16 protein-coding genes are annotated in these 12,977 nt (G+C 69.1%); all 16 read left to right on the top strand.

Annotated elements, in window-relative coordinates; translation table 11 throughout:
• Positions 1-190: 190 nt before the first annotated feature.
• The 16 genes from FS770_RS12430 (at position 191) to FS770_RS12355 (ending at position 12,813) form a co-directional block, all read left to right on the top strand.
• Positions 191-634, top strand: a complete 444-nt coding sequence (locus FS770_RS12430; RefSeq protein ID WP_244944926.1) for a class I SAM-dependent methyltransferase — start codon at positions 191-193, stop codon at positions 632-634.
• The gene (locus FS770_RS13810; RefSeq protein WP_186366787.1) at positions 631-795 is read left to right on the top strand and encodes a hypothetical protein; all 165 of its coding nucleotides are present in this window, start codon (positions 631-633) and stop codon (positions 793-795) included. The genes FS770_RS12430 and FS770_RS13810 overlap by 4 nt, the downstream gene beginning before the upstream one ends.
• Positions 792-1,178, top strand: a complete 387-nt coding sequence (locus FS770_RS12425) for a DUF3263 domain-containing protein (protein WP_145012359.1) — start codon at positions 792-794, stop codon at positions 1,176-1,178. Before FS770_RS13810 ends, FS770_RS12425 begins: the two co-directional genes overlap by 4 nt.
• Positions 1,175-1,456 carry a hypothetical protein gene (locus FS770_RS12420; protein WP_145012356.1) on the top strand — a complete coding sequence of 94 codons (282 nt, stop codon included), beginning with the start codon at positions 1,175-1,177 and terminating at the stop codon, positions 1,454-1,456. The genes FS770_RS12425 and FS770_RS12420 overlap by 4 nt, the downstream gene beginning before the upstream one ends.
• A 256-nt stretch (positions 1,457-1,712) precedes the next feature.
• Entirely contained in the window at positions 1,713-2,813 is a 1,101-nt protein-coding gene (locus tag FS770_RS12415) for an HNH endonuclease (RefSeq protein WP_145012353.1), read from the top strand.
• On the top strand, positions 2,810-3,178 hold the full coding sequence (locus FS770_RS12410) for a VRR-NUC domain-containing protein (RefSeq protein ID WP_244944925.1): 369 nt from the start codon (positions 2,810-2,812) through the stop codon (positions 3,176-3,178). Before FS770_RS12415 ends, FS770_RS12410 begins: the two co-directional genes overlap by 4 nt.
• Positions 3,175-3,951: a hypothetical protein gene (locus FS770_RS12405; protein WP_145012350.1), complete on the top strand. Its 777-nt coding sequence runs from the start codon at positions 3,175-3,177 to the stop codon at positions 3,949-3,951. The genes FS770_RS12410 and FS770_RS12405 overlap by 4 nt, the downstream gene beginning before the upstream one ends.
• 504 nt (positions 3,952-4,455) lie before the next feature.
• Positions 4,456-4,665, top strand: a complete 210-nt coding sequence (locus FS770_RS12400; protein WP_145000025.1) for a hypothetical protein — start codon at positions 4,456-4,458, stop codon at positions 4,663-4,665.
• Positions 4,666-5,234: 569 nt separating this feature from the next.
• A complete protein-coding gene (locus tag FS770_RS12390) occupies positions 5,235-5,447 on the top strand; it encodes a hypothetical protein (RefSeq protein WP_145012346.1) in 213 nt (70 codons plus the stop codon).
• Between the two features lie 62 nt (positions 5,448-5,509).
• Complete coding sequence (locus FS770_RS12385; RefSeq protein WP_222126522.1) at positions 5,510-5,983, top strand: phage terminase small subunit; 474 nt, start codon at positions 5,510-5,512, stop codon at positions 5,981-5,983.
• A gap of 6 nt (positions 5,984-5,989) precedes the next feature.
• Entirely contained in the window at positions 5,990-7,783 is a 1,794-nt protein-coding gene (locus FS770_RS12380; protein ID WP_186366786.1) for a terminase, read from the top strand.
• Positions 7,784-7,803: 20 nt separating this feature from the next.
• On the top strand, positions 7,804-9,222 hold the full coding sequence (locus FS770_RS12375; RefSeq protein WP_145012343.1) for a phage portal protein: 1,419 nt from the start codon (positions 7,804-7,806) through the stop codon (positions 9,220-9,222).
• A complete protein-coding gene (locus tag FS770_RS12370; protein ID WP_145012340.1) occupies positions 9,215-10,297 on the top strand; it encodes a hypothetical protein in 1,083 nt (360 codons plus the stop codon). The genes FS770_RS12375 and FS770_RS12370 overlap by 8 nt, the downstream gene beginning before the upstream one ends.
• Positions 10,294-11,391, top strand: a complete 1,098-nt coding sequence (locus tag FS770_RS12365) for an AAA family ATPase (protein WP_186366785.1) — start codon at positions 10,294-10,296, stop codon at positions 11,389-11,391. Before FS770_RS12370 ends, FS770_RS12365 begins: the two co-directional genes overlap by 4 nt.
• A 9-nt stretch (positions 11,392-11,400) precedes the next feature.
• Positions 11,401-11,763: a potassium transporter gene (locus FS770_RS12360; RefSeq protein ID WP_145012335.1), complete on the top strand. Its 363-nt coding sequence runs from the start codon at positions 11,401-11,403 to the stop codon at positions 11,761-11,763.
• Positions 11,764-11,781: 18 nt separating this feature from the next.
• Entirely contained in the window at positions 11,782-12,813 is a 1,032-nt protein-coding gene (locus tag FS770_RS12355) for a major capsid protein (RefSeq protein ID WP_145012333.1), read from the top strand.
• Positions 12,814-12,977 lie beyond the last annotated feature (164 nt).

Genomic DNA, 12,977 nt, shown 5'->3' with positions numbered 1-12,977 from the left:
GCTAGGGGTTCGAGCACGCTCGAAGACAAGCCGCAACGTCGATCAACGTCCGCGGTCAGTACACCTAGCCCAGGTCGCCACACGCTGGGCCCACCGTCAGCCGCCCGCTCACGGGTGGACGCCAACCGAAAGTGAGACCGGCATGGCCGAGATCGCCCCAACAGTTTTAGACCCATGCGCGGGTCCACGAATGATGTGGTTCGACAAGGCCGATCAGCGGGCCTTGTTCGGGGACATCCGCAGTGAGCAGCACACCTTGTGCGACGGGCGGGCGCTGAACATCACCCCAGACGTCATCCTCGACTTCCGAGCCATGCCTTTCGAGGACAACACCTTCCACCTGGTGGCGTTCGACCCGCCGCACCTGACCCGTGCCGGGAACGGGTGGCAAGCGTTGAAGTATGGAGTGCTCGGGGAGGACTGGCGGGCAGACCTGACCGCAGGGTTCGCGGAGTGCTTCCGGGTCTTGAGGCCGAACGGCACCTTGATCTTCAAGTGGAACGAGACCCAGGTGCCGCTGTCCACGATTCTCGCGCTCACCCCGCACAAGCCCCTGTTCGGGCACCGCTCGGGGAAGACTGCCCGCACCCACTGGGTGGCGTTCATGAAGCCCGGGTTGGACGAGGACGCATGAGCCTCATCCTCGGGATCCTCATCGCCACGGCCCTCGGCCCCATCCTCACTGGCGCCGCCATGGTGCTGCTCCTCACCATCACCGCGCTCGCCGTGCTCCCGCCCGTGGAGCACTCGGAGCGCATGACCCTACTCGACGTCCTCGAAAGGAAACAGCCATGAACCTCACCGACGAACTCGCCACCGCCGAGCAACTCCACGACGACGCCACCCATTACATGCCAGGACGCCCAGAGATGGCCCTCGCGCTCGCCGCGGTCGCGCTGGGTCACCTGGCGGCCGCGGCCGCGATCGGGCAGGAGGGTGTGCAGGACGACGCCCTGGATGACCTGGCCCGGGACATGCTCGACCTGGAGGCCCAGCGGTTCAAGTACACCGGGAAAAAGCGCGAGGCCCAGGACCAGGTCATGCGGGCCCACGGCCACACGGGCCAGTCCCTGGACATCCGGTACACGCAGATCCTCAATCAGGTGCTTGAGACAGCCGCGGCCGCCGCGCATGCTCCGGCACTGGTGGATCGCCTGCGGAAGCAGCGTGCGTCATGAGCCGCCGTCTCCCGGAACCCCGCCCGGAGCAGAAGCACTTCTACGCGGGGCAGCTCACGGACGCGCAGCTGGGGCGGCCCATCACCCTGGCCGGCAACTCCTGGCCCGTGCGCGGGACACTGACGGCCGTCTCCCTGGACGAGCGCACGGGGCTGGTGGAGATCAGCACGCGCCGCGCGGATGGGCGCACAGCGACCACTCGGGTGCCCTCGGAGACCGGGGTGATCGTCCACCGTCGGGAGCCCGGCGACTGCCCGTCCACGGAGCCGCCAGCGTGACCTCGGCGCCGCAGGGCGGCGCACCTGAACCGCATGATCCACCAGATCGGAGACACCCCGTGCCACCACGCACGCAGCACACTGCCGGCCGCACCGCAGCACGCCGCCCAGACCGCGCGACCCACAACCGTGGGCACCGCACGTGGGGCTGGAAGCGCGGCGGCCACCCGCAGCACACCGCCCGCGCCGCGCGACCCAACCTCGTGGGTACCGCTGCACGCCGGGCCGGGAGCGCGAGCAGGCAGGAGCGCGTCTGATGCCGTGGCTACGCGTGGGCGACTCAGCCGCCACCAACCCGATCGTTGCAGAGGTGCGCGAGCACCCAGACGCGGACGACCGAACAAAGCTTGAGGTGTTCGGATTCGTCACGCTGTGCGCGACGGTCGGAGCGCAGCACCTCACCGACTACGTCATCTCGCGGGCCACCGCAGCCGACGTCGCCGGTTCGATGGAGCGCGCAGACCGGCTGCTGGAGCAGGCCACGTTCGCCGGGTACCTGGAGCCGGTCACCGAGGTCGTGCGCGGCCACGAGCGGGCTCGTTGGCGGATCGTGGAGGACCCGGAGTTCATCCACATGCGCACCCAGGAAGAGGTGGAGTGGGAGCGCCGCCGCAAGCGCGACAACTCCAACCCGGCTCTCACGATCCCGGTGCGCCTGCGCGACGGGGACGCCTGCAGGTACTGCGGCCAGGTCGTCCGCTTCCGCGCCCGCACGGGCCGCCTGGCCGGCACCTACGACCACCGGGCACCCGGCCGCGGCGCCGAGACCCCAGACGACCTGGTAGTGGCCTGCACCCGGTGCAACTCGGGCAGGAAGAACAACCCGCACGCAGAGAAGGAGTACCCGCTGCTCCCGGCCCCCGAGCGCCCGTACTACTCCCTGGACACGGTCGAGTTCATCAAGAACAGCGACTGGGCCAGGAGCAACGGCATCGAGCCACCACCTGCACCGCGGACAAAGGTCCAGCCCGGCCACGTGCCGGCGGGCCACGCCACACCCACGCCCGGCACTCCCGCCGCGGGAGAGGACAGCGCGCCCACGGGCAGCAGCGACTCACCCGCCCGCGAGCCTGACACCGCAGCCCCCACACCCGTGGACGAGGCGCGACAGGCCACCGCCGAGGGACGACCATCCGGGCGCTCTGCAGAGACAGGCAGGTCTCGGCAGGAATCCGCAGGGAGCCTTCCTACGGATCCTGACCGGATGGGACGGGGCGGGACGGGACGGGTCGGCACGGGTAGGGACGGGGACCCAGCACGACCACCTCAGCAACAGAACACGCAAGACCACCATGACCACCCACCTAAGAAGCGCACATCAAGATCCCGACGTAGGGGGAGAAGGGGAAAGAAGTGAAAGCCACAGACCACCAAGACCAGATGATCCTGTCCTGGAAGGAGGTCCAGCTGCAGAACCACATCATCCAGCTGGCCACGGCCCTGGGGTGGGACTACTACCACACACACGACAGTCGGCGGTCTCCGGCCGGGTTCCCAGATCTCGTGCTCGTGCACCGGCGCAAGCGGATCTGCCTGGTACGTGAGCTCAAGACCGAGAAGGGCCGGTTTCGACCAAAGCAGGAGCGGTGGCTGCAGGACCTCCGAGTGGCCGGGATCGATGCCGGGGTATGGCGTCCCGGCGACGTGGTGTCCCAGCGGGTGCAGCGCGAGCTGTCCGCGGGCACGGAGTATGGGACCGGCTCAATGGGTGTGCGGCCATGAGCGCGCTGTGTGTCGTGGACGGGGTGCCGGCCACGATGGGGAACTTGTGCTCGGCGTGCGTGACCACCCTGCACGCTAAGGTCCTCGAGGTGCCGCGTCTGCTGCACGAGTTGGACGTGACGATCACGAAGCAGGCGCGGCAGACTTCGAGCGCCGGGGGTGCGGGCAACGAGCGGCCGCTGGTGCTGAACTTGGCCGCGTCGGACGTGGCACGGGAGATCGAGGTGGCGCTGCGGACGCTGGCGCACCTTGGTGCGGCCGAGAGGGAGCCGGTGCCGGTCGCTATCAGCGCCTTGGCTCCGTGGACGGCTAGTCACCTGGTGCACGCGGTGCGCCGCCCGGAGATCGCGGGTGCATACGCGGCACTGCTCGCGGCATTGGAGCGGGGGTGGCGGTCGGTGGACCGTGCTCCCGAGCGGCGAGTGGTCGGCACGTGTGACTGTGGGGGAGTGCTGGCCACGGCCCGCACCACGGGCGAGGTGCGGTGCCCGGCATGCGGTGTCCTCTGGGACGTCGGGGAACGTGAGGAGGCCCGGAACGAGATGCTGCTGGGGCTCACGGTGTGCACCGCGGATCTCGTGGTGCTGTTCCGTACCGTGCTCAGGAGGCGGATCACCGCAGCCACTGTGCGGAAGTGGGTGGAGCGCCGACAGCTGCGTCCCGTGAGCGTCGAGCCGATGATGTTCCGTGCCACGGATGCGGTGCAGACCTGGCGGCGTCTGCACGCCGACGAGACGGACCAGAAGACGGGAGAGGCTGACGTGAGCGTCTGACGTCGTGCGGGGCCGTGGTATGGACATCTGCGGCGCTGTCACGCTACTGTGTACTCAAATGGAATCAGTCTCGGAAGAGGCTGAAGGACTTGGAAGGCCCCGGCGATCACGTCGGGGCCTTCGTCATGCCTGGCTCAGGCGTCAACGTCACCGCCGCGGGGTGTCACCTGTTCATGACCTGCGGATCCCGGATCGAAGGTTCGCGAGGCGGGTGCTTCTCACCGCCGATGAACGGTCCTGCGTGTGAGCCACTAGATTCCCCCGGCACCGAGGGCATTCGCTACCGCCCGTAGTTACCACCGCCGTGGGGTGCACCGGCTCGCGGGCTACCGGTCGAACAACAGCCCGCATCAACTTCGGGAGGTCCTGCGATGGCGAGGTCTTGGCGGCGCTGCGCGGCAGAGACGTGCGAGGCAGAGGCGATTTACGGTGCGTTCTGCATCGCCTGCCAGTCTCGCACAGACCCCGGGCACATGACGTTCATCGATTGGGGTGACGACCTGGATGAATGAGCTCGAGAAGTACTGGAAGCATGGCGTGGGTGCCGCGAAGATCCGCTGGGGAACCCCCGGCGACTTCACTCGCTGTACCCGCCACCTCGCCAAGCACGTGGGTCTGGCCCGCGCCAAGCGCATCTGCGCGCAGTGGCACCACGACCAGGACGGGATCTGGCCCGGACATCACGGCGGGGACAACCCGAACGGGCCGGGCTGATGCCCTGGGGAAGCGGTAGTGGCCGCACAGTCCCGCTCCCACCGGACTGGAACCAGCTGCGCAGACGCCAGCTCGAGGCGGACGGGTACCGCTGCCGGTACGTCTCGCCCGACACCGGGCAACGCTGCACCGCACGGGCGACTGATGTGGATCACGCGGGCAACGCGGATGATCACGAAGATCTTCGGTCGTTGTGCTCGTGGCACCACAAGCAGCGCACCGGCCGCCAGGGCGCGACCTCGCCGCGCCGGGCCCGGGCATCCCGCCCGCGCGAGAAGCATCCGGGGCTGATCACCTGATCAGCCCCGGCACGAACGGCCCTCCTTCTCCCTCGACCGTCCCCCAACGTGGTCGCCGCGACCGCCGGCACTCCCCGCCGAAGCCCGCGCCGCTGACCCAGGGGGGAGGGGGGTCCTCCCCGGCCCTTCCCCGCTCCCCGCAGCGTCCTGCTTCTCGCGGTCTGTACGGGTCTGGGGCATGGCATGGGGGTGGCGTAACCGAGTGGCGAAAGGCGGTGGCGAATGCCTCGGGCCTACTGCCGCCAGTGCGGCGCTGACCTGGACCAACGCATGGCCCCCGGTCGCCCGCGGGCCTACTGCTCGTCGCGCTGCAAACGGCTCACGGAGTACGAGGTCAGGCGCCTGCAGCGGCGCCTGGAAGCCCTCGAATCCATGGCCGCCGAAGTCCGCGCCCGCCAGTCCCCGTGGGACGAGGGGCGCCTGGAGATGCTCAACCGGCAGATCGAGGAGGCAACCGACCGGCTCGGCGCGCTCGTCGCCTGACCGGTCACGAACCGTGCTGACCCCCTGACAAGGGGCGATGCCCCGGCATGGGAGGTGCACGCATGGCAGGAGTCGGACCGGCCCCGAAGGACAACGCGGCTCGCCGCAACAAGGGCCCCGAGAAGACCTCGCTGCAGGCACCGAACGTCGCCACCGATCTGGTCATCGGAGACGAGGCTCTCGGCCCGGAACTGCCCAAGGGCTCCTGGGTACTCCCGGAAGCTCAGGACTGGCACCCCATGACGCAGCAGTGGTGGGACCACTGGCGGCGTTCGCCGCAGGCCTGCCGCATGCTCTCCCAACCAGACTGGGACTTCCTCATGGACACCGCGCTCCTACACCACGTCATGTGGACCAAGGGCCGGTGGGAGTTCGCCTCCGAGGTCCGGATCCGCGTCGCCAAGTTCGGCGCGACCCCGGAGGACCGGATGCGTCTGCGACAGGACATCGTCGTACCCGACGCCATGTCAGCTGGGGATGCCCCCGGAGCGTCCGTCACATCCCTCGACTCGCGGCGCTCGCGGATCAAGGACTGAGCCGCGGTGCCGCACAAAATCGTGCGCCCTCCTGGTTCGACGCGTTCGCGCACCCTCGGGTGGCTGGCGCTGTGGTGGATCGAGACGTTCGTGGTGCACGGCCCCGGTGACGTGCAGGGAGAGCCGGTGCGGCACGGGGACGAGTACTCCACCTTCGTGGTGGACTGCTACGCGCTCGACGCGGACGGTGGCCGTTTGGTCGACTCGGCGTTCTTCTCCCGGCCCAAGGGCTGCGACAAGTCCGGCCTCGGTTCGCGGCTGGTGCTGTTCGAGGCGCTGGGCCCGTGCCGGTTCGCTGGCTGGGCGCAGGGCGGGGAGACGTACACGTTCCTCGGGCAGACGTACACGTACGAGAAGGGCGAGCCCATGGGCAAGCCTGTGAGTACCCCGTACGTGCGGATCCTCGCGACCGAGGAGGGCCAGACTGGCAACGTCTACGACACGATCTACTTCAACCTCACGGACGGGCCCCTGGCCGAGCTGAAGGCCTACGGGCTGGACTGCGGGCTGACCCGCGTGGCTCTGCCCTACGGCGGGGAGATCACCCCGTCCACGGCCGGCGCGTCGTCCAAGGACGGTGGCAAGGAGACCTTCGTCGTTGCGGACGAGTCGCACCTGTACAACACCAAGGCGCTGCGGGAGATGCACTCCACGGTCACCCGCAACCTGGTGAAGCGCAAGAAGTCTGCGGGCACGTGGTACCTCGAGACCACAACGATGTACCTGCCCGGCGAGGAGTCGGTGGCCGAGGCCACGTACAAGTACATGCAGCTGGTCGAGGAGTCCATGCAGGCCGTGGCCAACGGCAAGAAACCGAAGCTGCGCGGCCGCATCCGCATGCTGTTCGATCACCGCTGGTCGGACCTCGTGGACCTCTCCGACGAGCAGAAGCTCGCGGAGGCAGTCGCCGAGGCCTACGGCGAGGCCATGGATTGGAACTCACTCGAGGGCGTCGTGGACAAGATCTTCGACCCGCGCACGACCCCGTCCGAGTCCCGTCGCTACTACCTCAACGCCCTCACGGAGGCATCGAACGCCTGGCTAACTCCCGCGGAGATCGCGCGCGTGAGCGACGGCATGCCGGTCAAGATGGGCGGCTGCCTCCGCAAGGGCGACCGCATCGCGCTCGGCTTCGACGGCGCCCAGACCAACGACGCGACCGCGCTCGTGGCCTGCCGCATCGAGGACGGCACGGTGGACCCGCTGCTGATCATCGAGAAACCGGACGGACCCGAGGCAGAGGACTGGCGCGTGGACGAGGTCGCGGTCGACGCAGCCGTGGCCCACGCGTTCTCCGAGTACAAGGTCGAAGCGTTCTTCGCGGACCCGCCGCACTGGCAGGACCGCATCGACGCCTGGGAGCTGGAGTACGGAGAGCGGCTGGCTGTGAAGGCCGGCCACGACGCGATCCGCTGGTGGACCAAGCGCGACGCCCCCATGGCGCTCGCGCTCGAACGGTTCCACCTGAACCTCACGGCCACTGAGAACGGGGCGCCCATGGTGCGCATGTCCGCGAACCCGGTGTTCGTGCGGCACATGACCAACGCTCGCCGCTGGCCGCGCCGTGGAGGCGTGGTGATCGGCAAGGAGGGCAAGAACAGCGTCAGGAAGATGGACGCCGCGATGGCGGCCACCCTGGCGTTCGAGGCCCGCGCCCGCGTGCTTGCGGGCGGGGAAGCCCCCGAGGACGACTTCGTGCCGTTCAAGGTGGGGGCGCGCCCGTCGCCGCCGGCGGCCGGGGAACGTGGCCGACTTGCCCGCCGTGCCGCTCTGCGGCAGCGGCTGGCGTCCATGCAGTAACCAGGAGAGAGGGGGACCGGATGCGGTTCGAGTCTGCGGCAGCGAAGATCCCCGGCTCTGACGAGTGGTGGATGGCGCGCCTGTCCAAGAAGATCGGCGACGACCTGCGCACGGTGTCCCTCCTGGACGACTGGATGGACGGCAAGCCGCCGCTGCCCTACCCGGACAAGCTCACCCCCGCGTTCCACCGCCTGCAGCAGCTCGCGCGGCTCAACCTCGCCGAGCTGATCGTGGCGGCCATGCTCCACCGCATGCAGCCCCTGGCCTGCCGCACCTCCGTGGATCAGGACTCCGACGGCGACGACGTCGTGCGCGACGTGTGGGAGAACTCCTCCGCCCAGGACGCGTTTGCTCAGGCCATGGAGTGGATGCTCGTGGCCCGCCGCGGCGCGCTCATGGTGGGCCGTTCGGACCCGTCCGATCCCGACTCGCCGGTGCGGATCACCGCTGAGCACCCGTCCCAGTACGCATGGGAGCCGGACCCCGCGAACCCGGGCCTCGCGCTCGCTGCTCTCAAGATCTACCGCGACGACCCCAACGATCGTGACGTGGCCGTGCTGTACCGCCCGGACCGCATCAGGGTCGCGTACCACCAGGGCCCCACGATGCTCCCGAAGCGCAACGCCCCTGCCTGGCGCATCATGCCCACCGTCTGGGAGCTCGAGGACGAGGCCTACGAGAACACGCTGGGCGAGGTGCCGGTCTACGAGATGGAGAACCGTCGCGGGCTGGGGGAGTTCGAGCGGCACCTGCCCACGCTGGAGCGCATCAACCACACGGTGCTCCAGCGCATGGTACTCATCGCCATGCAGGCCTTCCGCCAGCGCGCGCTCAAGGGCGCCCCACGCCACGACAAGGACGGGCAGGAGATCGACTACGACAAGATCTTCGAGGCTGATCCCGGGTCCATGTGGGTGCTGCCTGCGGCCGTGGAGATGTGGGAGTCCGGGCAAGCTGACTTCACCCCGGTGCTGTCCTCCATCAAGGACGACATGATCGCACTCGCGGCCGCGTCGATGACGCCGCTGCACATGATCCACCCGGCGGCGTCCGAGGGCTCCGCCGAGGGTGCGGCCACCCAGCGTGAGGCGGTGATCTTCAAGATCGAGTCGACCTCCCGGCGCGCGGACACCGCGATCCGCCGGGCGACGTCGGCGGCGCTGCGTCTGAGCGGTCACTCCGAGCGTGCTGGCGTGGAGAAGCTGAAGATCGTGTGGGCGAACCCCCGCCGGTCCTCGCTCACCGAGCGGGCCGAGTCCGCCCGCGGTGCGAAGGAAGCCGGTGTGCCGTTCGAGCTGCGTATGGAGAAGTTCGCGGAGCTCACCCCGGCCGAGGTGGCCGAGGCCAAGCGGCAGCGCAAGACCGAGCTGCTCGAGCAGGCCGTGCTCGCGCCCACCATGACGGCGGACGCGTCCTCCGCTGGGGGCACCGATGAGTGACCTCCGGTACCTGGACGTGCTGCTCACCGCGCACACCAAGGCCACGATCTCCCTGGCGGAGATGGCCGTGCGGCAGCTGGCCGCGCTGTGGATCACCGTGGACCGGATGAAGCCCGAGGGCGGTGCCTGGTACGACGGGGATCTCGTACGTGCTGCCGCCGCGCAGGCGGCCACGATCATGCAGACCGCGATCCACGAGTCCCGCACGGAGGCTGACGCCTACATCGAAGAGGTCCTCAAGGACTTCGACATCGAGTGGCCCGACGTCCACGAGATCGACACGTGGGAGTACGAGCGCGAAGAACGCTCGGGCACGCTCCTGGACGAGGTGGCAGAACGTCCCGCCGAGCAGCGCCGCTACCAGACCTCCATCGGCAAGACGGACGAGGAAGCGCTCGCCGCGGCCGTGGACCGCGCCTCCGTGATCGCCCAGACGGACATCGCCGACGCTTCGCGCTCGCGGGCGCAGAAGATCTACCGGGCTACGCCGGTGGTGACGGGATACCGGCGCGTGATCCGCCCGGAGCTGTCCAAGACGGGCACGTGCGGGCTGTGCGCGGTGGCCTCGCACCAGCGGTACAAGCTCGACGAGCTCATGCCGATCCACGACCGGTGCAAGTGCCAGACCATGCCGATCACCGAGGACGCGGACCCGGGCGGGGCGATCAACCGCGCGGACCTCAACCGGTTGTACGAGGCTGCGGGCTCCACGCTGGCGCAGGACCTCAAGCGGGTCAGGATCAGCACGGGCGAGCACGGCGAACTTGGCCCCGTCCTCACGGACGCTGGTCTGGCTATCCCCGCGGGATCCGCGCGTCCGGACCGCAAGAAGCCCCCGCGCAAGCAAGCGTCCAAGACCCGGCGTGAGGCGCCCAAGTCCGGCGGCTCCGCCGCTGACAAGGAGAAGCAGATCGCCAAGCGCGAGGCCCAGGCCGAGGCGCTGACGGACTCTCTGGAGAACCTGAAGATCAGGCAGCGCAAGGGCAAGGAAGACCTGGCCGAGGCGATCAGTTGGCAGACCGAGCGGATCGCCCGACTCAAGCAGGAGATCACGCAGATGAGGTACGGGAAGTGACGGTGCACCTGGTGTGCGGACCGCCCGGCGCAGGAAAGACCACCCACGTGGCCCAGCACGCCGGCCCCGACGACGTCGTCATCGACCTGGACGAGATCCGCCGAACGGTCGGGGAGGGCCAGGCGTCCATGTGGCGTATGGCCGCCGAACGCGCCGCCGCCGAGCACAAGGACTCGGATGTGTGGGTGATCCGCACCCTCGCGGACCCCGCCCAGCGCGCGGACGCTGCGGCCCGTCTGGGTGCCGAGGACGTGCAGGTACTGGCCACCCCGGCCGCGCTCGCCAAGGACCGTGTGCTCGCCCGTGACGGCACGGATGAGGCGCACGCCCCCATCGAGGACTGGTGGAGCACCTACCAGCCCCGGGACGGGGAGACCACGATCCACCCGGATCGAGACGGAACACCTGACAAGGAGGCTCACACCATGCCCCAGCCCACGTATCCCACGCCCAAGGAAGTCCAGGGTCAGAACGCCCACGAGCTCGAGCAGAGCACGGACGAGTCCGGCGGCGACGATCCCCAGCAGCAGGAGGCCCCTGGGTCTCAGGAGCAGCAGCGCGACCGGGGGTACCCGGAGAACACGCCGCTGGCGGAGATGACCACGGAGCAGCAGGTCGCGTACTGGAAGCACCAGTCCCGCAAGCACGAGCGCCGCGCGAACGAGCGCGCCGACTACGAGCAGCTTGCGGAGAAGGCCTCGAAGTGGGAGGAAGCCCAGCGCGCCGGCATGAGTGACACCGAACGCGCGCTGGAAGAAGCCCGGGCCCAGGCGCGCAACGATGCGCTGCGTGAGGCCCGTCAGGAGTCCGCCGAGAGATTGGTGGCAGCAGAGTTTCGCGCCGCGGCACGCGACGTGGACCCGAAGGTGCTCGAGGGATTCCTCGAGGACCTGAACTTCTCCCGGTACATCGGGGAGGACATGTCGGTCGACACCGCCAGGATCACCGACCGCGTCAACGGCCTGCCCAAGGCGGGCCACACCATCCCCGCACCGCCGAACGCCCAGGGCTTCCGGCGGTTCCAGGGGAGCTCATCTGTCGAAGCCGGGCGGGCCATGTACGAGGCCCGCCACGGCGCAGAACCCAAGCCCTAAGGAGGGATCATGCCCCGACTCACCTCGGAGGCGTTTGGCGGTGGCGATCAGTCGTGGCTGGGCTCCAGCCACAGCATCGCGAACTGCCGGACGGAAACGCTCGACATCTCGGCCTTCACCAAGGCCACCCACTACCCGGACGGGTTCATCCCCTCCGGCACCCCGGTGTGCAAGACCGGCGGCGTGCTCGTGCCCCTCACCGGTGACAACGCCGGCGACTTCGCGGGCCACGTGTTCACGGACCAGTCCGTGGCCGGTGCCGCGGACCTGCCGGTGCCGGTGTTCTACCACGGCACGGTGAAGACCGCCCGCGTGCCGGGCGACTTCACCGCGCCCACCGCCCAGCCGCACACCACGATCGTCTACATCTAAGGAAGGGGGGACGACACCATGGCAATCTGGACTGACGTCATCGACCCGGCCACTCTGACCGGCTACGCTCGCGCCTCCCTGGCCGAGTACGAGGCCAAGAAGGGCACCCTCGCCCAGTGGCTTCCCAGCCGCACCGTCACCGACACGGTCGTCAAGCTCGTGCAGGGTGACGCCGGCCTCGTGGACGTGGCGAAGTTCCGCGCCTACGACGCGGAGCCCGAGATCGGCCGCCGCCGCGCCGGCCGTCGCGTGACCCTGGAGCTTCCCGCCCTGGGGCAGAACATCCCGGTCACGGAGTACCAGCAGCTGCGCACCCGGAACTCCTCCGACGCCGCTGTGCTCAAGGCGATCCAGACCACCACCGACACGGTGGTGCGCGCGGTCGCCGACAGCATCGAGCGGATGCGCGGCATCGTCCTGGCCACCGGCAAGGCCACCATCGACCAGGACAATTTCCGTACCGACGACGACTTCGGGCGCCGCCCGGAGAACACCGTCACCGCCGAGGCCCTGTGGAGCACCCCCGAGGTGTCCCGTCTGGCCGATCTGCAGGCCTGGTACGACACCTACGTGGACGTCAACGGCGAGGAGCCCGGCGCGATCGTGATGTCGCAGAAGGCATTCCGGGCGCTCGCCAGTGGCAACGAGTTCCGCACCGTGCTCAACGGCGGCGGCGCTCGCCGCGGTACGCGCGCGGAGATCCAGGCAGTGCTGGACTCCGAAGACCTGCCGCAGATCGTGACCTACGACCGACGCGTCTCGGTGGACAGCGTCACCACTCGTGTGCTCCCCGCGAACACGGTGCTGATGCTCCCCGCGGCCGGGCCCACGAGCAGCGAGTCTGGCACTCCGCTGGGGTCCACGATCTGGGGCCAGACCCTGACCTCCGAGGCCCCCGAGTGGGCCATCGAGGACGTGGAACAGCCTGGCCTGGTCACTGGGGTGTGGCGCAATCCGAAGCCCCCGATGATCGCTGAGGTCATCGCGGACGCGATCGCGCTGCCGGTGCTGGCCAACGCGAACCTGTCCCTGGCCGCAAAGGTCCTGTGATGAAGCTTCTTGCAAACGTCTTCGCAACCTCGCCCAGTGGTGAGAAGGTCTTCCTGGCGGCAGGAGCCGAGGCCCCCAAGTGGGCCCACGGAGTCATCACCAACCCCGCTGTCCTCGCCCAGGCCGCCAAGGCCGGTAAGGAAGAGGATTCCGCCCCCGAGGGT

The sequence above is a fragment of the Kocuria salsicia genome, from assembly GCF_007681555.1.
Classification (GTDB): domain Bacteria; phylum Actinomycetota; class Actinomycetes; order Actinomycetales; family Micrococcaceae; genus Kocuria; species Kocuria salsicia.
This window is presented reverse-complemented; position numbering and strand designations above follow the sequence as displayed.